This is a genomic window from Sphingobium sp. DC-2 (assembly GCF_000722555.1).
Classification (GTDB): Bacteria; Pseudomonadota; Alphaproteobacteria; order Sphingomonadales; family Sphingomonadaceae; genus Sphingobium; species Sphingobium quisquiliarum.
On record NZ_JNAC01000046.1, the window covers coordinates 37993 to 60298 of the forward strand.

The 22306-nt window shown below is 65.3% G+C and carries 15 protein-coding genes and 1 tRNA gene; 9 read left to right on the forward strand and 7 right to left on the reverse strand.

The window, feature by feature from the left end:
• Positions 1-76: 76 nt before the first annotated feature.
• The 3 genes from ET21_RS25765 to ET21_RS27645 all read right to left on the reverse strand — a co-directional run bounded on the left by ET21_RS25765 (position 77) and on the right by ET21_RS27645 (position 2341).
• Positions 77-277, reverse strand: coding sequence for a hypothetical protein (locus ET21_RS25765; protein ID WP_037470648.1), 201 nt, complete (start codon positions 275-277; stop codon positions 77-79).
• 146 nt (positions 278-423) lie between these two features.
• The gene (locus tag ET21_RS0109770) at positions 424-1815 is read right to left on the reverse strand and encodes a sugar transferase (protein ID WP_030539531.1); all 1392 of its coding nucleotides are present in this window, start codon (positions 1813-1815) and stop codon (positions 424-426) included.
• A 292-nt stretch (positions 1816-2107) separates the two neighbouring features.
• Entirely contained in the window at positions 2108-2341 is a 234-nt protein-coding gene (locus ET21_RS27645) for a hypothetical protein (protein ID WP_030539532.1), read from the reverse strand.
• A 450-nt stretch (positions 2342-2791) separates the two neighbouring features.
• Here ET21_RS27645 and ET21_RS0109780 point away from each other — a divergent pair, with 450 nt between their 5' ends.
• The 8 genes from ET21_RS0109780 to ET21_RS0109815 all read left to right on the forward strand — a co-directional run bounded on the left by ET21_RS0109780 (position 2792) and on the right by ET21_RS0109815 (position 17044).
• Positions 2792-3829 (forward strand): rod shape-determining protein, encoded by a 1038-nt coding sequence (locus tag ET21_RS0109780; protein ID WP_030539533.1) that lies wholly within the window; start codon positions 2792-2794, stop codon positions 3827-3829.
• A gap of 194 nt (positions 3830-4023) precedes the next feature.
• Positions 4024-7389: a glycosyltransferase gene (locus ET21_RS0109785; RefSeq protein ID WP_030539534.1), complete on the forward strand. Its 3366-nt coding sequence runs from the start codon at positions 4024-4026 to the stop codon at positions 7387-7389.
• The gene (locus ET21_RS0109790) at positions 7386-8108 is read left to right on the forward strand and encodes an AcvB/VirJ family lysyl-phosphatidylglycerol hydrolase (protein WP_030539535.1); all 723 of its coding nucleotides are present in this window, start codon (positions 7386-7388) and stop codon (positions 8106-8108) included. The genes ET21_RS0109785 and ET21_RS0109790 overlap by 4 nt, the downstream gene beginning before the upstream one ends.
• Entirely contained in the window at positions 8105-10723 is a 2619-nt protein-coding gene (gene mprF / locus ET21_RS0109795) for a bifunctional lysylphosphatidylglycerol flippase/synthetase MprF (RefSeq protein ID WP_051768094.1), read from the forward strand. The genes ET21_RS0109790 and mprF overlap by 4 nt, the downstream gene beginning before the upstream one ends.
• Entirely contained in the window at positions 10720-11406 is a 687-nt protein-coding gene (locus ET21_RS0109800; RefSeq protein ID WP_030539537.1) for a response regulator transcription factor, read from the forward strand. The genes mprF and ET21_RS0109800 overlap by 4 nt, the downstream gene beginning before the upstream one ends.
• A 9-nt stretch (positions 11407-11415) precedes the next feature.
• Positions 11416-12786 carry a sensor histidine kinase KdpD gene (locus tag ET21_RS0109805; protein WP_030539538.1) on the forward strand — a complete coding sequence of 457 codons (1371 nt, stop codon included), beginning with the start codon at positions 11416-11418 and terminating at the stop codon, positions 12784-12786.
• Between the two features lie 87 nt (positions 12787-12873).
• The gene (locus ET21_RS0109810; protein ID WP_021239541.1) at positions 12874-14406 is read left to right on the forward strand and encodes a DUF389 domain-containing protein; all 1533 of its coding nucleotides are present in this window, start codon (positions 12874-12876) and stop codon (positions 14404-14406) included.
• A gap of 172 nt (positions 14407-14578) precedes the next feature.
• Positions 14579-17044 (forward strand): TonB-dependent receptor, encoded by a 2466-nt coding sequence (locus tag ET21_RS0109815; RefSeq protein ID WP_030539540.1) that lies wholly within the window; start codon positions 14579-14581, stop codon positions 17042-17044.
• A 131-nt stretch (positions 17045-17175) separates the two neighbouring features.
• Here the strand turns inward: ET21_RS0109815 and ET21_RS0109820 are convergent, their stop codons facing one another.
• The gene (locus ET21_RS0109820; RefSeq protein WP_030539541.1) at positions 17176-18918 is read right to left on the reverse strand and encodes a chloride channel protein; all 1743 of its coding nucleotides are present in this window, start codon (positions 18916-18918) and stop codon (positions 17176-17178) included.
• Positions 18919-19007: 89 nt separating this feature from the next.
• Here ET21_RS0109820 and ET21_RS0109825 point away from each other — a divergent pair, with 89 nt between their 5' ends.
• Positions 19008-19418: a MarR family winged helix-turn-helix transcriptional regulator gene (locus ET21_RS0109825; RefSeq protein WP_021239538.1), complete on the forward strand. Its 411-nt coding sequence runs from the start codon at positions 19008-19010 to the stop codon at positions 19416-19418.
• A gap of 155 nt (positions 19419-19573) precedes the next feature.
• On the opposite strand, the gene ET21_RS0109830 is transcribed toward ET21_RS0109825, so the two are convergent.
• The 3 genes from ET21_RS0109830 to ET21_RS0109835 form a co-directional block, all read right to left on the reverse strand.
• On the reverse strand, positions 19574-20593 hold the full coding sequence (locus ET21_RS0109830) for a zinc-binding dehydrogenase (RefSeq protein WP_030539542.1): 1020 nt from the start codon (positions 20591-20593) through the stop codon (positions 19574-19576).
• A gap of 554 nt (positions 20594-21147) precedes the next feature.
• Positions 21148-21236, reverse strand: a tRNA-Ser gene (locus ET21_RS27650).
• Between the two features lie 158 nt (positions 21237-21394).
• Positions 21395-22282: an ABC transporter ATP-binding protein gene (locus ET21_RS0109835; protein WP_202807121.1), complete on the reverse strand. Its 888-nt coding sequence runs from the start codon at positions 22280-22282 to the stop codon at positions 21395-21397.
• Positions 22283-22306: the final 24 nt, after the last annotated feature.

Sequence of the window (22306 nt, forward strand, 5' to 3'; positions counted from 1 at the left end):
AAGAGCCCGCAGTCCCGGGCGTTAACCAAGTCCGAAGTTGTTAATCTGGGAGCAAGCTAAACAGCATGCCCGGCGGTCAGAAGATGAGATAGGCGAGTCCCGCCACGACTCCAATGAAGGTGAGGATGCCCGCCCAGCGCGACAGGATTTCCACGCCGCGATCGGCCCGATCGGCCAAGGATGAAGCGGGAAGGGCAGCCGGGCGGATCGCCTCTGCATCATGGCTACGGCCCGGAGAAGGCTGCGCCACGGCAACCGCTGCAAAATCATCTGCCACGTTCTGATGTCCGCCCTGTTCGTGATGACGGACATATCCGATTTCAGGGTTAACAAATAGTTGTCAGGGTGCGGGAAACGTCATCATTTCATCGCAAAAAGTGCCTGGCGCTGAAGGGCAGCGCCGGGCGAAGCAGGGAAGCGGGATCAGTAGGCGTTTCGGTGCACCAGCACGTTGAACGTCCCGATCAGGATGGCGATGTCGCGCATCAGGCTCCATCCATGCAGATATTCAAGGTCAGCCTCGACACGGTTCAATATGTCGCGGCGGGTTTCGGTCGCGCCGCGGAAACCCCTGATCTGGGCGAGGCCGGTAATGCCGGGCTTGAGCGCGTGGCGGTGCCAATATTGGCGGTCGACCTGCCAGAACAGCTGTTCTTCGGCGGTCGATCCCAGCGCATGGGGGCGGGGGCCGACGAGGCTCATTTCGCCCAGCAGGACGTTGATGAGCTGGGGCAGTTCATCGATGCTTGTCTTGCGGATGAAAGCCCCGACCCGCGTGATCCGGTCATCGTCGCGACGCGTGGATGCAGCGCCCGCAGCGTCGCACTGTTCCACCCGCATGCTGCGGAATTTGAGGATGTGGAACAGGCGGTTGCCCCGGCCGATCCGCTCCTGCTTGAAGAAGACGGGCCCCGGCGAATCCAGCCGGATGGCGATGGCGATGACGATCATCAGCGGCGACAGCGCGATCAGCAGCGGGACGGTGATGGCGATGTCCAGCAGCCGCTTCTTCGCCCGGTTCGCAAGGTTCAGCGGACCGCGCGCCACCACCAGCGTGGGCACGCCACGGCAATTTTCGACGGCCAGCGGCGCCATGGGATCGAGTTCGGGGACGATGATCTCACCCAGGATATTCGCGCCCTTGAGCATCTGTGCCCAATCCGCTTTCCGGTCGGCGGGACAGGAAATGACAACCCGGTCATAACCGTGCAGCAAAGTGCCAAGCCGGTGCAGCATATAGGGATCGTCCAGATCCGCCTTGATCCCTATGGCGGCGGCATCGACCAGGATCATGCCGTTGACATCGTCCGGGATGACGCCGTCATCGATGATCAGCAGTTGCGCGAAAAGGTTGTCGCTGAGATTCCGCCTGACCGAATGAACGATGAGCAGGCGTTGCAGCACCAGCAGCGTCCCGCTGCACAATATCCCGGTCGAGATGCCGAGCCGCGACAGATCGCCGGTGGCTTTGAGCGAAAAGACGACCAGCAGGAAGATCAGCAGCGTGCCCGCAAAGGCCATGAGCGCGCTGCGCAGCGAGCAGGTCAGACGCGTGAGGCATTCGGGATTATAGGCCTGGTTGTGAAAGGCGACGATGCCATAGGCGGCCATGCCCCCCGCAAGCGGTTGCCAGATGTCCCCGGAAAACAGGGGAACACCCGCAATGCGCAGCCCGGCAGCGAAGCCCGCGGCCAGAGCCGCCATGTCCGCCAACAGCATCAGCAGGCAGAGCCCGAGCCGGACGTTCCGCTGCACCGCGGCTGTTGCTGGCTGGCGACTTGGGGAACCCTCTATCGCCAGATCAATTTTCGACATCTGCAACCCTTTTTATGTCGTGACGTCATTGCGCAGCATGTCCCTTTCGGAACCGCTTGCTTTCATCAGAATTCCGCAGCCCTGTTCTTTATGTTGCGGAGCAGCAGGGCATAAATGTTCGGGGCCGGCAATCGGGCGTGGGACGCGCGGACCATCTTTTCCGATGATCCGTTGAGTCCCGGAGATGTGCCGCCCCGCAAATGCGGCCAACGGAATTCCCGATGTGCTGCATTGCACCGAAGCGTTAACCAACACACGGACGAATCAGGGGAAAATCATCCGGGAAAGGGGATCAGCCGAAAATCCACCAGCCGATCGCCGCGATCGCCAGCGCGAGGACGGCAGGCCCGGCCCAGCGCGAAAGTAGCTGAACCCCTGCTTCGGCCCGGTCATGCGACATATGCCACCACCGCGCGGGCCGATCCTGTCCGGAGACGTCAGGGGAGATGGCGTCGTGCCGGGGCGCGCCTTGCAGCTCCGCCGCTGGCGAAGCTTTGTCATGCGTGTCAGGCGACAAGTCCATCATCTGCAAGGCCCCAGGCGCCGGTTGCGCTCATATGATCGAGATAGCGCCAGTCTGCCGGATTTTGAAGGGCCAGCAGCAATTTCCTGTGGGCAAAGATAATGTATAACAGATGTTAAGGCTGTTCTGAAAAGGGACAGCTAACATATTCAGATACATAGGTTTGGTGGCCGGGGTTTATCTGGATCAATTTGTTTCGAGCTTGTCATCAACTCCATCGAATGACTTAGTGGCAGGCGCAGGCATTTGCCCGCATTGCGACCCAAACTGCCCCGCTTCGGTTCTGCGAAGCGGGGCTTTTCGCGAGCGCGGCCGCAGACCGGCGCATGGAGCGTGCAGGCTCCGTTGAACCCGCCAGACCGGCGGACCGTCGCACTTCCCTTCTGCTGAAGGCGGCGGTTATGCAGGGGATCGGCTCCCCCCCCGGCACCCAGCAGATTGCTCATTCTTCCCATGAAATTTCCCCGCTTATTCTCTTCCTCGGCCTGTGACATGGCCATCGATCTTGGCACCGTGAACACCGTCATCTACGTGCGCGACCGGGGCATCGTGCTGAACGAGCCATCGGTCATCGCCATCGAAACGCAGCAGGGGACGCGCCGGGTCAAGGTGGTCGGCAACGAAGCCAAGCTGATGATGGGCAAGACGCCCGCCAATATCCAGGCGATCCGGCCGCTGCGCGACGGCGTCATCGCCGACATCGAGGTGGCGGAGCAGATGATCAAGCATTTCATCGACAAGGCGCTGAACGGCAGCAGGTTCGGGCGGCGTCATGAGGTGGTCGTCTGCGTTCCTTCGGGATCGACGATGGTGGAGCGGCGCGCGCTGCGCGATGCGGCGTCGAACGCGGGCGCGGCGCGCGTCCAGCTTATCGAGGAACCGATGGCGGCGGCGATCGGAGCGGAACTGCCCGTCACCGAACCGCGCGGCGCGATGGTCGTGGACATAGGGGGCGGCACCACCGAAGTCGCCGTGCTTTCGCTGCGCGGGGTCGCCTACAGCAATTCGGCGCGCGTGGGGGGAGACCGGCTGGACGAGGCGATCGCGTCGCATATCCGCCGCAGCCACAATCTGATGATTGGCGAAGCGACATCGGAACGGGTCAAGTGCGAGATCGGCGCCGCGACCGTGCCCGATGGCGAAGGGCGGCGCATGATCGTCAAGGGCCGCGATCTGGTGAACGGACGTCCGGCGGAAATGACCATCAGCGAAACCGAGATCGCCGAGGCGCTCGCTGAGCCGGTCGGCCAGATCAAGATGGCGGTCATGACCGCTCTGGAACAGACTGCGCCGGAACTGTCGGCCGACATCATCGAGGAAGGGATCACCCTGACCGGCGGCGGGGCGCTGCTGCGGCGGCTGGACGAAGCGCTGATGGATGCGACCGGGTTGCCGGTGAAGGTCGCCGACAGCCCGCTGATCTGCGTGGCGACGGGCGCGGGCAGGGCGCTGGAAGACAGCGCCTATGAGGGCGTGCTGACGCAGTCCTGAGGTAATGCGGGGCGGGCTATTCGCTCCCGCTCCGCTTGGCCATCGCGCCTGATCATGAACTATTTTTCATGTTCCGCCCATCGGCGGGTCAACTGAGCCGGTCTAATGACGGGTGCGGCCATGGCATGGCCACACAGGTGAGAGGCGGCATTTACCCCTGTTAATGCCGCCTCTCCAATCCTTCGAACGGGACAATGGACAGGCCAGTCTTTTATGATGCCAGCGGACGCCGCCGCCGCCTGACGCTGCCTGCCATAGCTGTCATGCTGGCCGCCATATTGGCGGCTGCAATCGCCTTTGCCGCGACGATCGTGAATGTCCCGGTGCCTCCGGCCATGCCTTTGCGGATGGAGCGGCCCCGGCCCGAAGGGATCGGCCAGCGGCTGGGCCGTTTCGGCGCGTCGCTGCGGCGGGAGATTGCGGGATGGCTGCCCCGCGGCGGGCATGGAGCGGTTCGCCCGCCCGTCCGGGTCGCCTTCTACGTGCCGTGGGACGATGCGAGCAAGGCGGCGCTGCGCCAGCATATCGGGCAGATCGACTGGGTGGCGCCATCGCTGCTGTCCGTCACCGGACCGGCGCACCGGCTCCGCGTGACGGCGGACCCGGTCTTCGCATCCATATTGCGGACGGCGCGGCACCGGCCGCGCGTGATGCCGGTCGTGCAGAATGTCGAGAATGGCGACTGGGACGGAGAAGGGACCGCGCGCCTGCTGCATGATCGCGGCGCGGCGGATCGCTGGTTGAAGCAGCAGCTTCTTCCCGCACTGAAGGCGCTCCATGCGTCAGGCGCCGTCTTCGACCTGGAGGCGCTGCCGGGGCGGGCGCAGGGCGATTATCTGCGGTTCCTGAGACATGCGGGCGCGGTCCTGCATGAACGGCATCTCCAATCGATGCTGACCGTGCCGGTGGACGACAGGACATGGGACCTGCGCGCCTATGGGCGGGTGGCGGACCGGTTGATCCTGATGGATTATGACCAGCATTATATCGGCCAGAATGCCGGGCCGATCGCCGCGCAGCCCTGGTTCGTGGAGAGGCTGCGCGCGGCGCTGACCAAGGTTCCGGCGGACAAGGCGATCGTCGCCGTGGGGAACTATGCCTATGACTGGACCGAGCATGGAGGCCTCGCCAACGCCCTGTCGATCGAGGATGCATGGCTTTCCGCCCATGATGCGGGCGCGCCGGTGCGCTTCGATCCGGCAAGCGGCAACGCCACCTTCGACTATCAGGAGGATGGGCGGGTCCATCATGTCTGGATGCTGGACGCGGCGAGCGCGTGGAACCAGATCCGCGCGGTGAAGCTGGCGGGCGCGGGCGGGATCGCGCTGTGGCGGCTGGGGTCGGAAGATCCTGGCTTCTGGGCGGCGCTGGCCGGGCGCGCGGGCGGGCTGGGCCGCCTTACCAGCTTCAATTCGGTCGATGTCGAGGGCAATGGCGAGATATTGCGCATCGACGATGTGCCCACGATGGGACATCGGACCGTGCAGATGGGGTCGGGCAGGGCCAAGGGCCTGATCGTCGACGAACGCTATGCCAGCCTGCCGACGCCCTATGTGATCCGCCGGACGGGCTATCGACCGCACCTTGTCGCGCTGACATTCGATGACGGGCCGGACGCGGTGTGGACCGCGCCGATCCTGCGCATCCTGAAGGCCGCTCATGTCCCGGCGACCTTCTTCGTCATCGGTGAGAATGCGATGATGCATCCCGGCCTGCTGCGCCAGATCGTCGCGCAGGGCAGCGAGATCGGCAATCACAGCTACACCCATCCCAACATGGCGGAAGTGTCGCCGCGCGGCATCTCGCTGGAGCTGAACGGGACGCAGCGGCTGGTCGAGGCCTATACGGGCCGGGCGATGAGGCTGTTCCGCGCGCCCTATTTCGGGGACGCCGAACCGACCACGGCGGACGAGATCGGGCCCGCGCTGGAGGCGCAGAAGGCCGGATATCTGAATGTCGGGCTGCATGCCGATCCGGGCGACTGGACGCGGCCGGGCGTGGACGCCATCGTCGACCGGACGGTGCGGCAGGTGGAAGCGGGCGACGGCGATCGTTCCGCGCAGGTCGTGCTGTTGCATGACAGCGGCGGCGACCGGGCGCAGACCGTGGCGGCGCTGCCCCGGATCATCAGGACGCTGGAGGCGAAGGGCTATCGCTTCGTCACGGTATCGGCGCTGGCGGGGCTGAGCCGGGCGCAGGTCATGCCGCCCGTCAGAGGCGCCGACCTTGCGGCGGTGCGCATCGATGTCGGCATGTTCCTGATCTTCGCGGCGATCGTCGTGGCGCTCAAATGGCTGTTCTTCGCCGTCATCCTGTTCGGCATGGGGCGGGCGGTGATGCTGGCGGCGCTGGCGCTGCGCAGCCGCGCGCCGTCCGTGCGGATCGATCCGCCGCCGGTCGTGCCGGGCCAGTTCGTATCCGTCATCATTCCCGCCTATAATGAGGCGAAGGTGATCGAACAGTCGATCCGCCGGGTCCTTGCCAGCCGTGACGTGACACTGGAGGTCATCGTCGCCGACGACGGATCGACCGACGGCACGAGCGCCATCGTCGCCCGCGCCTTTGCCGGTGACGAGAGGGTGCGGCTGCTCACCCTCACCAACGGCGGCAAGGCGGCGGCGCTCAACCGGGCGCTCAGGATCGCCAATGCGCCGATCATCGTCGCGCTGGACGCCGACACGCTGTTCGAGGAAATGACGATCGCGCGGCTCGCCCGCTGGTTCGCGGACGAGCGGGTCGGCGCGGTCGCGGGCAATGCGATGGTCGGCAACCGCGTCAACCTGGTCACGCGATGGCAGGCGGTCGAATATGTGACAGCGCAGAATCTGGAGCGCCGCGCCTTTGCCCGGTTCGGCGCGATCACGGTCGTGCCGGGAGCGGTGGGCGCGTGGCGGCGGACGGCACTGGACGCGGTAGGCGGATATCCGCTGGACACGCTGGCGGAGGATCAGGACCTGACGATCGCGGTGCAGCGCGCTGGCTGGCAGGTCGCCTTCGACACGGACGCGGTGGCATGGACCGAAGCGCCGGAAGGTTTCCGCGCGCTCGCCAGGCAGCGGTTCCGCTGGGCCTATGGCACGCTGCAATGCCTGTGGAAGCATCGCAGCATCTGGCGTGACGGCCATCCGGCCGGGCTGGCGTGGGTGGGATTGCCGCAGGCGTGGCTGTTCCAGATCGGCTTTGCGATCGTGTCCCCGATCATAGATTTGGCGCTGCTGGTCAGCGCCATCGACACGGCGGTGCGGGTGCATCAGCATGGCTGGGCGCAGACGGAAAGCGACGTGCTGCGCATGGCGGTTTACTGGCTGGTCTTCACCGCGATCGACCTGGCATGCGGCGCCGTCGCCTACCGGCTGGAACCGCGCGAGCGGCGATATCCGGCGCTGCTGCTGCTGGCGCAGCGGATCGTCTACCGCCAGATCATGTATGGCGTGGTCATCCGGGCGGTGGGCATCGCGATATTGGGGCCATGGGTCGGCTGGGGCAAGCTGGAGCGGACGGGGAATGTCGCCACGGCGGGAAGCCGGGCAGCCGCGCTGGAAGGCGGCGCGACGCCATGACGAAAGTGGTTCGCGGCCTGCTGGGGCTGGCCGCCGCGATGCTGGCCGCTTTCTGGTATATCGGCTATATAGGCGGTCCGCTGTTCGGGGTGCTGCCCGCGCGGGCGATGCCGCAGCACCCGCGCGCGGTGGCGCTCTATCTGTCGGGAGACATGGGGTTTCATGCGGGGCTTGGACCGGACATCGCGGAACGGCTCAACCGGCGCGGCATCAGCATCGTCACGGGAAACAGCCTGCATTTCTTCCGCACCCGGCGGACGCCCGAAGAGACGGGCGCGATGATCGCGGAGGGCCTGCGCCGGGCGATCCGGCTGAACCCCGGCGCGCCCCTGCTGCTGCTGGGCCAGTCCTTCGGCGCGGATGTGATCGCGCCATCGCTGCCCTATGTGCCGACCGCGCTGCGCAAGCGGATCGCTTTTGTCGGGCTGGTGGTTCCGGGAGCGACGCGGGAATGGCGCGCGTCGCCCTCGGAAATATTCTCGATCGGCGAGCCGGAGGAAGATGCGGTGACTGCCGCCCGGCGGCTTAGCTGGACGCCGCTGCTCTGCATCTATGGGCTGGAGGAGCGGGCCAGCCTGTGCCCCGCGCTGGGCCAGGATAATGCGACCGTGGTAGGGCTGCCGGGCGGGCATGAGCTGAACGACGACGCGGACGCCGCGAGCGCTGCGATCCTGCATGCGATGGACCGGGCGCTGTCCCGCGCAGGCCGGGCCGGATGAGCTTCGCCAGCGTCGGGAGCTGGATGCGCAGGCGCAAGGCGGCTCTGGCGATCGCGGCCACGCTGCTGGTGGCGGTGCTGGGCTTCGCCGCGCTCCACCATTTGCTGGCCGAAGTGCGGGCGAGCGATTTCCGGTCGGCGTTCCGCGCCATCCCGGCGGCGGCCATCGCGCTGTCCATCGCCTTCACCATCCTCAGCTATCTGGCGCTGACGCTGTATGATCACGTCGCGCTGCATATCGTGGGCAAGCGGCTGAAATGGCGGACGGCGGCGCTTGCGTCCTTTTGCAGCTATACGCTGAGCCACAATCTGGGGCTGTCGCTGCTGACCGGCGGGTCGGCGCGGCTGCGCATCTATGGCGCGGCGGGATTGCGGCCGAGCGACATAGCGCGGGTGATCGCTTCGGCGGGGCTGGCCTTCTGGAGCGGCGTCATCACCATGGCCGCGCTGATGATGGTGGTCCATCCCGCTCCGCTGACGCTGGCGGACGTGACGATCGGCGCGGGGATGCAGCGGGCCATCGGCTGTATCCTCCTGTTCTTCGCGCTGGTCCTGCTGGCGGCGCTGGGGCGGCGGCCCAGGTCGATCCGGCTGTGGGGATGGAGCCTGGCGCTGCCGACCCGCGCGCAGGCGGCCGCGCAGATCGGCGTCGCCTGCATCGACCTGATGCTGGCGAGCGCGGCGCTGTTCGTGCTGGTGCCGCATGTCAGCCTCAGCCTCTATCCGCTTTTCTTCCTCAGCTACGCACTGGCGATCATCGTGGCGCTGGTGAGTCATGTGCCGGGCGGCGCGGGCGTGTTCGAGGCGGTGATGCTGGCGGCGCTTCCCCAACTCGACAGGCCGGGGCTGCTGGCGGGATTGGTGGCCTACCGGGCGATTTATTATGTCATCCCGCTGATCGTCGCGGCGGCGCTGCTGGCATTGCATGAGGGGCGGGCGTGGCGGCGGCCGGTCAGCCGGATATGGGACGGCGCGGAACTGGTGGTGCGCGGGATAGCGCCCGCCATGCTGGCCGCGTTGGTGGCGGTGGGCGGCGCGCTGCTGCTGGTGTCGGGCTCCCTGCCCGCGATACCGGCGCGGTTCAGGGCGTTGAGCGGGATCGTGCCCATGCCCTTCGTCGAGGCGTCGCATCTGGCGGCCAGCGTCATCGGCGCGGTGCTGATCCTGCTGGCGGCGGGCCTGTACCGCAGGTTGGACGGCGCATTCTGGCTGACGCGGCTGCTGCTGCTGTCGGGCGCGGTCTTTTCGATGATGAAGGGGCTGGATTATGAGGAGGCCATCATCCTGCTGGTGATCGCCGCCGTGCTGCAGGCCAGCCGCCGCGATTTCTACCGGACGACCAGCTTCACCTCCGCCGTGCTGTCGAGGGAATGGATCGCGGCATTGTCGATCGCGGTCGGCATTTCGATCTGGATCGGCTTTTTCGCTTTCCGGCATGTCGATTATCAGAGCGACCTGTGGTGGCAGTTCGGCCGCCATCACGACGCTTCGCGATTCCTGCGGGCGGCGCTGGCGACCGGCGTGGTCGTGATCGGCGCGGCGGTCTGGGCGATGATGCAGCCCGCCGCGCAGCGCGGGGACGAGGATGGCGGATCGGCGAGCGGGACGGCGCTGGCGCTGGCGCGGCGGACCGAAGCCTTTCTGGCGCTGACCGGGGACAAGCGTTTTCTGACCTCTCCCACCGGCAGCGCGTTCCTGATGTATCAGGTGCAGGGGCGCAGCTGGATCGTCATGGGCGATCCGGTGGGCGACCCGGCGGAATGGGCGGACCTGCTGTGGCGGATGCGGGAAAGGGCGCATGCGGCGCAGGGATGGCTGCTGCTCTATCAACTGAGCATGGATGCGCTGCCGCTGGCCATCGACCTTGGACTGTCGATCGTCAAATATGGGGAGGAGGCGCGGGTCGACCTGACGCGGTTCAGCCTGGACGGCCCGGCGGCCCGGCCGCTGCGCCATGCGGTCCGCCGGGCCGAGCGGGAGGGCGCGCGGTTCGAGATCGTGCCACGGGCGGACGTGCCCATGCTGATCCCCCGGCTGAAGGCGATTTCGGACGAGTGGCTGGAGGCGAAGGGCGCGACGGAAAAGAGCTTCAGCGTCGGCCGCTTCGATCCGGCCTATCTGCAACAGTTCGACTGCGCCGTGGTGTGCCGGGGCGAGGAGATCGTGGCCTTCGCGAACATATGGGCGGCGGCGGACGGCGGCGAATTGTCCGTGGACCTGATGCGCCATGGAAGTGACGTGCCCTATGGCACGATGGATTTCATGTTTTCCCGGCTGATGCTGTGGGGACGGGACAAGGGCTATCGCTGGTTCACGCTGGGCCTGGCGCCGCTGTCGGGCCTCGCGGCGCGGCCGTTGTCGCCATGGTGGGCCAAGGCCGGAGCCTTTCTCTACCGCCATGGCGAGAGCTTCTATGGCTTCGAGGGGCTTCGCGCCTATAAGACCAAGTTCGCGCCGCAATGGGAGCCGCGCTTCATCGCCGGGCCGCAAGGGCTGTCGATGGCGCGCGCCATGGTCGACCTTCAGCGGCTGGTCGGCGGCGGCCGGGGCAGCGCGGCTTCGCGCATGGGCAGGGCCGCGCGGGACCGGACGGCGGAAGGGGTAGGGCAGTCATGAGCCACAAGATATTGCTGGTCGAGGATGACGCGACGACCGCGGACTATATCGGCAGGGGATTGACGGAGGAGGGGTTCACGGTCGACCGCGCCAGCGATGGCCGCGACGGTCTGTTCCTGGCCACCGGGCGGACCCATGACGCGATCATCCTGGACCGGATGCTGCCGGGCATGGACGGGATGGCGGTGCTGGCGGCGCTGCGCGCGGCGGCGATCGAAACGCCGGTCATCATCCTATCTGCGCTGGCCGCGGCGGAGGATCGGGTTGCGGGGCTGACCACCGGGTCCGACGATTATCTCGCCAAGCCCTTTTCCTTTGCCGAACTGCTCGCGCGCCTGCGCCTGATCATCCGCAGGCGGACGGCGGGGCCTATTCCCGAAACGCGGCTGACCTGCGGCGACCTCAAGATCGACCTGCTGTCGCGCAGGGTGACGCGGGGCGGGCGGACGATAGAGTTGCAGCCGCGCGAGTTTCGCCTGCTCGATTTCCTGATGCGCCATCAGGGCGAGGTGGTGACGCGGACCATGTTGCTGGAAGGGGTGTGGGACTATCATTTCGACCCCGGAACCAACGTGATCGACGTGCATATCAGCAAGCTGCGGCGCAAGATCGACGAGGAAGGGGAAGCGCCGTTGATCCATACGGTAAGGGGCGCGGGCTATCGCCTGGGCGATCAGGGCTGACGCGGCTTCGTGCGGAGGCTTCATTCGGTCATCTGGCGCTTTGCCATCCTCGTCTTCCTGATGCAGATCGCCTGCGTGTTGGTGGCGCTGGCGGCGGTGCACCAGTTCACCAGCCGGTCGATGGCGCATGCGAGCCGGGAGGTGGCGGTGGGCCTGCGCGACGATATCGCGGCGACCTATGCCGCCGCCGGTCCGGCCGCAGCAGGCGCGACCGTCCGCAGCCGGATCGCGTCCGACCCCAGCGGCAATTCGGTGATCCTGCTGCTGTCGCCGGATGGCCGGAAGATCGCGGGCAATCTGGACCATTGGCCAGCGGGGACAGGCAGTTCCGAAACATGGCATCGCGCCCGGCTGGTGCGCAACGACCGCAAGGGCAGGGCGCGGGAAGAGATAGGCGTCGTCGCCGCCCGCTTTCCCGATGGCGCGCGGCTGATGACGGGGCATGTCGTCGAGAATGACTTGCGCGTCGGCGGCTTCCTCCAGACGGCCCTCATTGGCGCGGTGCTGCTGGCGGTGCCGCTGGCAGGCGGCGCGGCGTGGCTGTCGGCGGCGATCATCAAGCGGCGGCTGAAATCGGTCATCGACACGGCGGCGGCGGTCAGCACGGGCGAGATGGAGCGCAGGATCGCGCTGACGGGCAGCGGGGATATGTTCGATGCGCTGGGCCGCGCCATCAACGCCATGCTCGACCAGATCACCCGGCTGGTGGGCGAGTTGCGCCTGGTGACGGACGGGCTGGCCCATGACCTGCGCTCCCCCCTTACGCGCCAGCGCGCCGTTATCGAAAGCGCGCTCAAAAGCAGCCGGGACGAGAGCACCGGGGCCGCTCTGGAAAGCGTGCTGGAGGAGAGCGATACCCTGTTGCGGATGCTGAACACCGCGCTGGTCATCAGCCGGGCGGAGGCGGGGATCGGGCGTGACAGCTTCGCCGCCGTCGACGCCGGGGCGCTGCTGCGTGATTTTCAGGAGATGTACGGCGTCATCGCGGAGGAGAAGGGCGCGACCATCACCGTCGATGCGGAGCCGGCCTTTTCGATCCGGGCGCAACGCGAACTGATCGGACAGGTGCTGTCCAACCTGATCGACAATGCGCTGAAATATGGCGGCACCCATATCCGGCTGTCCGCGCGGCGCGAGCCGGGGCGCATATTGGTGAGCGTGGCGGATAACGGACCCGGTATTGCCGAGGACCGGCGGGAGGAGGCGTTGCGGCGTTTCGCCCGGCTGGATGCTTCGCGCCATATCGCCGGCGCGGGGCTGGGGCTTTCCCTGGCGTCGGCGGTGGCGCGGCTGCATGGCGGCACGCTGGTCCTGTCGGACGCTGGGCCGGGCCTGCTGGTCACGCTGGTGCTGCCGGAGTCCAGTGCGCGGGCGGAGTGATGGCGGCCTGCCGTCCCCGTGCGGTTGCGGACATGGACCCGATCGCCTAGCAGGAGGCACATTGATGTAAAGCAAGAGGTTTTTGCAGTGGAAGCCGCAGAGCGCGAAAGCAGGAGCAAGCTGCGGCGATGGTGGAGCATCTGGGTCGTGGGCGGCGTGGATCACGCGGCCGTCCTCGACCAGATCAGCGAGGATTCCGGCTGGTCAGGGCGATACCTCTTCCTGGTGCTGATTTCCGCATCGATTTCCTTGCTGGGCCTGCTGATGCCGTCGGTCGCGGTGCTGATCGGCGCGATGCTGCTCTCACCCCTCATGATGCCGATCATCGGCCTTGGCTTCGGGATAGCGACGCTCGATTTCCAGGAGATCCGGCGCGCCGCCACTGCGCTGGGCCTGGGATCAGCCGTCGCGGTCATCCTGTCGGTCATTCTGGTTGCCCTGTCGCCGGTCCAGACGATCACGAGCGAGATTGCCGGACGAACGCAGCCGACCCTGTTCGACCTGCTGGTGGCGCTGCTGTCCGCCCTCGCCGGGGCCTATGCCCTGATCCGCGGGCGGGGCGGCACGGTGGTGGGTGTCGCGATCGCCATCGCGCTGATGCCGCCGATCGTGGTGGTCGGATTCGGCATCGCCACTTGGAACTGGACGATCTTTTCCGGCGCGCTGCTGCTGTTCATCACCAACGCGGTGACGATATCGCTGACGGCGGCGCTGGTGGCGCGCGTCTATGGGTTTGGCAGCCATTTATCGCCGCACCATACCGGATGGCAGCTGGTGTTGTTCTTCGCAGGGCTGGGCCTGCTGTCGATCCCCTTGAGCGCGGCGCTCAAGCAGATCGCGTTCGAGGCGGTGGCGCAGCGTCAGGTGCGCGATACCGTGCGGGCGCGCTTTCCTTCGGACGCGCGGCTCAGTCAGGTCGAGATTGACTATGCCCGCTCGCCGATGAGGGTGCGTGCCGTCATGCTGACGCCCGGCATCGTTCCCAGGGCCGACGCGCTGCTGGCGGCCGACCTGCGGGCGCGGCTGGGCCGCCCGGTGGATATCCATGTCGACCAGCTCCGCACCTCGCAGGATGCAGGGGCGACGGAGGCCGCGCAGATCGCCCGCGCGAGCGAGAGCGGGCGGCAGGACTTTGGCAGCCGCCCTGACCAGGCCGCCAGCATCCTGAGCCTTATCGCCGGAACCAGCCCGTCCGCCGTGCGGCTGAACCCCGGACGGCGCAGCCTGGGCGCGACCGCCGCCGTGCTGCCGGGGCTGGGCCTTGAGGGCTATCGCGCGCTGGAAGATCGCGCCCGCCGCGCTTTGCCGGACTGGACGGTGACGCTGGCGCCGCCTGAACAGACGAACCTGCCCGGCGTGCGGATCGATCAGGGCGTGGTCGACGGCAGGCTGCTGGACCTTGCCGCCTGGGCATCGTCGCGCCGGTCGCAGGACATGCAGGTGAACGGGGGAACCGCCGCCCAGCGCCGCGCCATAGCCGAAGGCATCGTATCGCGCGGCGGACGCGCCGTCGAGGGAATAGCGGGCGGGGGCATCCGGCTCAATTGGGTCGTGCCGGAGGCAGCGGCGGACGGGCAGCCGGAGGAAGAGGGCTCCGGCACGCAGCAGCGGCGGGAGTGATATGGCATCTGCCGCCGCCATCGCGCATGTCCATGGCGCGGCAAGTCTTCCCGAAATAAATCGTGCGGGGGCGTTCGAAAGATCATTGCTCCCCTTAGTAGCTGCGATATAAAGAACAGAGACGGCCGATAAGAGTCGTCCAACAAAATTACGTCTGAGGGAGGATGTCTGGATGAAGATGAAGCGCATTTCGCGCGCCGCTATGCTGTGCGCCAGTGTTTCCGCTTTTGCCATGCCTGCTGCGGCTCATGCGCAATCAGGGGCTGAAAGCAGCAACACCGCCGACATTATCGTAACCGCGACCCGGCGTGAAGAAAGGCTGCAAGACGTGCCGATGTCGGTGAACGTCGCCACCGGCGAGCAGCTTGAGCAATTTAAGATTTTCGACGTCAAGGATATCTCGCAACTTGCGCCGGGCCTGCAACTTACCAATACGACTGGCCGTAACAACACGACGACTTTGCGCGGTATCACGTTCGACCCCGATCAGGGGACGGGTCCTGCGGTTCAGGTCTATTATAATGAAGTCCCGGCGGATGCGCAGACCGTCTTCACGGCAGTCTATGATATTCAGCAGATCGAAGTGCTGCGCGGTCCTCAGGGGCTGCTGCGCGGCCTGTCGGCGCCCGCCGGATCGATCACCATCGCCACGCGCAAGCCGGTTTTCGACGGGCCGGACGGCTATATGCAAATCACCGGAACCGACCGGCACGCCTATAATGTGCAGGGCGGCGTATCCCTGCCGTTCAACGACACGCTGGCGATCCGCGTTGCGGGGCTGGTCGATGGCAATCGCGTCAATCAGGTGCGGGACGTCAACAGCGGCGATTATTCGCGCAGCCGGACGGAAAGCGGCCGCATCACGCTGGGCTGGCAGCCCAGCACGGACTTCACCGCTTTCCTGACCTACCAATATCTGCACGCGGACAATCGCGTTTTCCAGCAGGTCGTCGGAAGCGGCAATACGCCGCTGGGCATCTACAGCACATTCTTCGGCACGCCCACGATCCTCGTTCCGCCAGCATTTGGGGGCGGTTCCTTCGCTCCTGATACCAGCGTCGTGTCCGGTCCGCCGCTGAGCGTGTCCGATCGCGGTTCGGTGCAGGAAGGCATCTTCCGCAATCGGAACGAAACGCACCTCGTCAACTTGCAGTTCGACTATGACCTTGGTCCCGCAACGCTGTCATTTGTCGGCGCGCATCAATATACCAAGTTGAAGATCGAGCGGGACCTGGATTCGGCAAACAGCATTCCCGGCTATATCCAGACTTCCAACGTGATCACGCCGTACAAGGTCGATACGGGCGAGTTGCGCCTGGCCTCGAACAATGAGGAAGGTCTTGGCTGGGGAGTGAGCGCCTTCTATTCGAAGCAAACCGGCACGACGCGCGTGCAGCAGGATAGCAGCCTGCTTCTGTACCCCGTGGCGCCGGATGCGCAGGTCAATCCGCCTTGCGCCTTGGTGGGCGGGGCGGCCGTGGGATGCAACGATCCGATCGCGCCCTTTACCGTGGCCAACCAGCTCCCGCTGACGGCGCTGATAAGAGTTCCGGTAAATACGCAGACCTGGTCGTTCAGCGGCAATCTCCGATACAAGACGGGCCCGCTGACCATTCAGGGCGGTTTGCGTTATTCGATCTTGAAGAAGGTGCAGACGACACAGCAGGGGCTTGCAGGGTTCATCAGTTCACCGGCCGAGGAAATCATTCCGGCGCCTTTGCAGCGCATCCGCAATACGCCAATCACTGGCGGGGCGACCATCAACTATGAAGCGACCCCTGACCTGAACATCTATGCCGCCTATGGGCATTCTTTCCGCCAGGGCAGTTCGAAAGTGGCGGGCCCGGCCGTAGTTACCGGCGATCTTATTCAGACCCGGCCGGAAAAGACGGACTCCATTGAAATCGGCATGAAGGGAGCGCTGTTCGATCGCAGGCTGAACTATAGCGTCGCGGCCTTCTATCAGAAGCTGGACGGTTTCCTCAGCCGCTTCACCAATATCTTCTGGTCTTCGCCCGCCAACCCAAGCGGACCCACGGGTGTTTTCGACTTCAACTATAATGGAGACGCCACGATCAAGGGTGTCGAGGCGTCCATCGATGCGCGGCCCACGCCCGATTGGGACCTGAACGTCAGCGCCGCCTATACCAAGGCGCGCTGGGATAATGCCAGGCTGCCGTGCAACGACTATGCGGGCACTGGCGCGCCCAATACCATTGGCGATCCCGACGTTACCGGCCCAGGCAATGTCAGCTACTGCAATATCGACGATAAGCTGGCGAATACGCCGGACTTCAGCCTGAACGCCAATACGGAAGTGCGGTTTCCGATGGACAATGTCACACCCTTTGTCCGGGCGCTGTTGACCTACACGCCCAGCTATTATTGGTGGCAGTCGCAATATAGGTTCAAGCATCGCGAAATCGTCAACCTGTTCGTGGGCGTGCGTTCCAACGATGATAAATGGGAACTGGATGTGTTCGCGAAGAATCTGTTCAATCAGAAGCGGATCACGAACATCTCGCTGGGCGAAGTGCAGACCGGCGCTGCTGTCGCTGGCGCGTTCGAGTCCGGCTACAGCACCGTCAACGTCACGAACCCGCGTGAATTCGGCGCGACGCTGAGCTTCAAATGGTGATGCCGCCTGCGACTTGAAGTGTCGAGGAACGGCAATGTGAAGCGCTGAGACTGGACCCTGTTCCCATGGCGGGAGCAGGGTCCTGGCCTTTGCGCAATCGTCTGGTCCTCACCCCGCCGGAGGCTGGGCCGTCAGCCGCGCGCCTGTTCGGCGGCGCGGTGAACATGCCGTATCTTGAGCATGTCCTGCCTGCTCAATATGCCGACAAGGCGGGAGGTGTGCGGATCGATGACCGGGATACGCCCGATGCCGTTGTCGACCATCAGGTCCGCGATCCGGCCGATCGGCTCCTCCGGCCTGGCGACGGGAAGGGATATGTCCGAGAGCACTTCCGCCAATGTGGCGTCCAGCGGCGCGGCGTCCGTCTGCCATCGCAGCGCGTCGGAGCGGGATACGAGCGCGACCAGATGCCCGGCCTCGTCCACCACGGGATAGCTGCGATGCTTCGCATCCGCGAAGAAGCGCACCGTTTGGGCGACCGTCATCGTGCCGGGCAGCGTTTCCGGGTTGGGCGTCATCACCTGTCCCGCTTGCAGGAAGTCGAGCGGATCGACGCTATATTCCTGCAAGACGTGGCGTCCCCGGCGCGCGATCTTTTCCGTCAGGATCGACCGGCGGATGAGGAGGACGCTGACGGCATAGGCACTGGCCGACGCCGCCATGGTAAGCGGCAGCATCGCGAAATCGCCGGTCAGTTCGGCCGCGAACAGCGCCGCCGTCAGAGGCGCGCGCATCGCGCCGCTCATCGTCCCGGCCATGCCCGCCAGCGCCCATAGCGCGCTGCCGCCCGGCAGATAATGGCCGATCACGAAACCGAGCGCGCCGCCGAGCATCAGCAGCGGCGCGAGCACCCCGCCCGAAGTGCCCGAACCAAGGGCGATCAGCCACACCGCCGCCTTCACGAAGAGGAGCGCGAGCGCGACCCGCAGCGCCAGCGATCCGTCGAGCAGGGCCCGGATGCTGTCATAGCCCGCGCCCAGCACATGGGCGTCGATCAGGCCGCCAATCCCCACCGCGACCGCGCCGATGGCGGGCCACCACATCCAATGCAGGGGCAGCCGGGCGAACAGATCCTCCACCCGGTAGAGGAGGATCGACAGCAGCGAGGCCTGACATCCCGCGAGCGCGCCCATGGCGAGAGCGATGCCGATGATGACCGGCTCCAGAGCGATATGGTGGATGACGGGGAACAGCGCCCCGCCGCCGATCAGATGAGGACGCCACAGCAGCGCGGTGAGGGCGGCGATGACGACCGGCACGAAGCTGCGCGGCTTCCATTCGAACAGCAGCACCTCGATCGCGAGGAGGATGGCCGCGACAGGCGTGCCGAAGATCGCGGTCATCCCGGACGCAGCGCCCGCGACGAGCAATGTCTTGCGCTCCGCCGCGCTCAGGTGGAACCGCTGGGCGAACAGAGAGCCGATCGCCCCGCCCGTCATGATGATCGGCCCTTCCGCGCCGAACGGCCCGCCGCTGCCGATGGAGATGGCGGAGGACAGGGGCTTGAGGATGGCGACCTTGGGCGAAAGGCGGCTTTCGCCATAGAGGATCGCCTCTATCGCCTCCGGTATGCCGTGGCCGCGAATCTTGTCCGAACCGAAACGGGCCATCAGGCCGACGATGAGGCTGCCGATGACCGGAATGACGGCGACCGCCGGGCCAAGGCTGTTGCCGGTGATCTCGGACGGCGCAGCGGAGAGGCGGCCGAACCAGAAGATGTTGGTGGCGGCCGCTATCGCCTTCAACAGCAGCCATGCCCCCATGGCGCCGCCTGTCCCCACCACGATGGCCGCCGCCGCCAGCATCAGCATGCGCCGGTCGGCGCTGTGGTCGGCCAGGCGCGGGGGAGAGGAGGAAAGGTTGAAGGAACGCATCGCGGGTCCATCCAAAGGAACAAGGAAGGCGCGCCAATATATCGTAGTACGATATTTATCAATGCCGCATGACGGCGTAGAGGTGTCTTATGCCTGCCGACCTTTCCGATGCCGATTATGCGACCCTCGCGGAATTCCGATATTCCCTGCGCCAATTCCTGGCGTTCAGCGAGAATCGCGCTGCGGCTTGCGGGCTGACGCCGCAGCAGCATCAGGCGCTGCTCGCGATCCGCGCGGCCCCGTCAGGGGAGGCGACGGTAGGTTATGTCGCGGACCGGCTGATCCTGAAACCGCACAGTGCGAGCGGCCTGATCGACCGGCTGGTGGCGCTGAATCTGGTCCAGCGCCAGCCATCGGCGCGGGACAGGCGGCAGGCGCTGCTGCTTTTGACCGAACAGGCGCATGGCATTCTGGCGCGATTAAGCGCGGTCCACCGCGAGGAGATATTGCGCCTGCGTCCTATGCTGATGGAATTGCTTGAAACGCTGGCGCAATCCTGAAGCGGCCGCGCGCGGCGAGGCGCCAGTCCACCCAAGCCGCGGTCAATAGAGCGAAGTGCATTTCTCCGGGAAGGAGGATCACATCCTCCCGCCCCTTCTCTGTCAGTTGGAGAAGTGAATTTCCGCCCTTGATGAATCAAGGGCGTCCGCCACGATCAGGGTTTGATCAGAACCTTGCACTGGGTCGTCGGCTTGCGGAGCGCCTCAAACGCTTCGGGCAGTTCATCCAGGCTGACCGTTGCCGTATGCAGCGGTTGCGTATCGACCTCGCGCCGCGCCAGCGCGTCGATGACAGCGGCAAAATCGCTTTCGGTATAGGCCTGGCTAAAGCGGATCGTCACTTCCTTGCCCAGGGCGGCGATGGGCGCAAGCGTATCCTCCTGGAACACGACACCCGCGATGACCACGCGGCCGCGCACGGCTGCGAAATCCACCGCCTGCCGCATCATGCCGGGCAGGCCGACGCATTCGAACACGACGGAGGGGCGCGCTTTGCCGGTGGCCTTGCGGAATGCCTCCAGCACATCCTCCTTGCGGGGATCGATCACGGCCGTCGCCCCGACGTCCATTGCACGGGCGCGGCGGCTTTCGGACATCTCGCTGACGATCACGTCACGCGCGCCCGCATGGCGCGCGAACAACGCCACGGCAGCGCCGATCGGACCGCCGCCCAGGACCAGAACCGACGCTCCACGCGGCATTTCGGCCATGCCGACGATATGATGGCCCACCGCCAGCGGCTCGACCATCGCGCCTTCCTCAAAGCTGACGCCATCGGGCAGGCGCTGGAGCATGGAGCCGCGCGCCGCGACATATTGGGCATAGGCGCCCTGGGCGTTCAGATAGCATCCGGTGAACAGATTTTCGCTGCACAAGGCGGGCAGCCCCTGGTCGCAGGCGTCGCAGCTATTGCAAGCGTTGAGCGGCAGCGCGGTCACACGGTCACCGGCTTTCCATCCCGTCACTGCCGATCCTACCGCGGCGATCGTGCCCGCAAATTCATGGCCCAGGATGAGGCCCGCGGGGGTGTGCTCTCCTTCGCTCATGTGAAGGTCAGAACCGCAGATGCCCGCATTTTCGACCGTCAGGATAACCTGGTCCGGCGCAGGGGTGGGATCGGCCACGGTCTGGATGGACAGTGGCTTTCCTACGCCTTCGAAAATTGCAGCACGCATTGCGGTTCGTCCTTTCTAGCGATCTTCAATCGGTGGCAGCAAAGGCGGTCGTCATCTGCATGCATCTGCTCCGCGGGCGCCTCTCCTTTGGTTCATTCTACCGTTGGTCAAGTGCCTTGCAACAGGGGTATGGCGGGTGAGTGATATTGCTCGGGGCTGGAAGTGAAGGATTGTCGCGATAGAACATGGTTCGCACGCCGGGGGGAAAGGCATGAATGGGCAACGGGGCCGCGCCGAGGGTAATTGGCGAGCGATGCTGACAGGAGATCTGCACTGGCGGGGGGCGTTCGTGGACAGTTGTGTAAGTAGATCCGGCCGGATCGGACCTGTTGCTGCATTCGCGAACTGGGCAAATTCGCGCTCGCGTTCAACACCGCTTGTTACCGGCGAGCCGAAGATTGACGCATATCCCTGTCGGCAGGCGTCGCCACGCATATCAGCGACCCGCGCTTAGGCTGCGGTACTGCTCATGATTTGCTTATGGGGATTTCACAGGCAACTTTTGGAGTGATCCCCTATTTGGGGTAAGTTGCTGTATTATTATTTGGAGTGGATGGTGGACGCACTAGGGCTCGAACCTAGGACCCGCTGATTAAGAGTCCAAGGAAAATGTTATAAATCAGGTATTTGACTGCATTCGTTCACATTATTTCTTAACAAGAATTGCCAGCAAATCCTTTGTTTGCACAATGGGCCACAACACAAAAGTGGTCACATGTTTTTGACAATATTCGACGGAGCGTGCCGCTGTTCAATGTCCGGGATCGGGGCGTGAAGGGCCGATGAGTTTTCCCACCGGGCCTATGCGCGGTCAGGCTGCAGCAGGGAGGCATAAGCGCCGCCTTGCGCCAGGAGCACCTCATGCGTCCCACATTCGACCACGCGGCCTTGCTTCATAACGACGATCATGTCGGCAGAACGAACAGTGGAGAGCCGGTGGGCGATGGTGATCGTCGTCCGCCCCTTGGACAACGCCGCCAGCGCCGCGCTCATCGCCTGTTCGGTGCGGGTGTCGAGCGCGCTGGTGGCCTCGTCGAGCAGCAGGATCGGTGGATCGCGCAAGATCGTGCGGGCGAGCGCAAGACGCTGCTTCTCGCCGCCAGAGAAGCGATAACCGCGCTCGCCGACCACGGTCTTATAACCTTCCGGCAGCGCCTCGATCTGGGTGGCGATCTGAGCGGCGCGGGCAGCGGCGGCGAGTTCGGCACCGGTGGCATCCGGTTTGGCAAAACGCAGATTGTCCGCGATGCTCGCGTTGAGCAGATAAGGCTCCTGTGTGACGACCCCAAGCACCTCCGTTAGCGAGGAAAGCTTGAGGTCGCGGATATCAATGCCATCAAACCGGATCGCGCCCTCATCGACATCGTACAGGCGCGCCAGCAGGTATCCGAGCGTCGTCTTGCCCGATCCGGTCGCGCCGACGATAGCGACATGCGATCCGGCAGGGATATCGATCGAGACGTTGCGCAACGTGGGCTCACCGCCCTTTTCATAAGCAAAGGTAACATTCTCGATCGTGACCGCGCCGCGCATGTGATCGGGCGTGACCGCGATGGCATCGGGGCGCTCGACGATTTCCACCGGCCTGTCGAGATAGTCGAACACCCGCGCGAACAAGGCCCGCGTCGTCCGGACCTCAAGCCCCGTGCGCAAAAGCTCCTGAAGCGGCCAGAGCACGCTCAGGTTCAACTTTGTACGACCTGCTTGAAAAGG

Excerpts from the sequence above, each read along its gene's own strand:
- ET21_RS27645 (WP_030539532.1), bottom strand. The coding sequence starts at position 2,341 with ATGATGGACTTGTCGCCTGACACGCATGACAAAGCTTCGCCAGCGGCG.
- ET21_RS0109800 (WP_030539537.1), top strand. The coding sequence starts at position 10,720 with ATGAGCCACAAGATATTGCTGGTCGAGGATGACGCGACGACCGCGGAC.
- mprF (WP_051768094.1), top strand. The coding sequence starts at position 8,105 with ATGAGCTTCGCCAGCGTCGGGAGCTGGATGCGCAGGCGCAAGGCGGCT.
- ET21_RS0109825 (WP_021239538.1), top strand. The coding sequence starts at position 19,008 with ATGCCTGCCGACCTTTCCGATGCCGATTATGCGACCCTCGCGGAATTC.
- ET21_RS0109790 (WP_030539535.1), top strand. The coding sequence starts at position 7,386 with ATGACGAAAGTGGTTCGCGGCCTGCTGGGGCTGGCCGCCGCGATGCTG.
- ET21_RS0109780 (WP_030539533.1), top strand. The coding sequence starts at position 2,792 with ATGAAATTTCCCCGCTTATTCTCTTCCTCGGCCTGTGACATGGCCATC.
- ET21_RS0109785 (WP_030539534.1), top strand. The coding sequence starts at position 4,024 with ATGGACAGGCCAGTCTTTTATGATGCCAGCGGACGCCGCCGCCGCCTG.
- ET21_RS0109815 (WP_030539540.1), top strand. The coding sequence starts at position 14,579 with ATGAAGATGAAGCGCATTTCGCGCGCCGCTATGCTGTGCGCCAGTGTT.
- ET21_RS0109820 (WP_030539541.1), bottom strand. The coding sequence starts at position 18,918 with ATGCGTTCCTTCAACCTTTCCTCCTCTCCCCCGCGCCTGGCCGACCAC.
- ET21_RS0109830 (WP_030539542.1), bottom strand. The coding sequence starts at position 20,593 with ATGCGTGCTGCAATTTTCGAAGGCGTAGGAAAGCCACTGTCCATCCAG.
- ET21_RS0109770 (WP_030539531.1), bottom strand. The coding sequence starts at position 1,815 with ATGTCGAAAATTGATCTGGCGATAGAGGGTTCCCCAAGTCGCCAGCCA.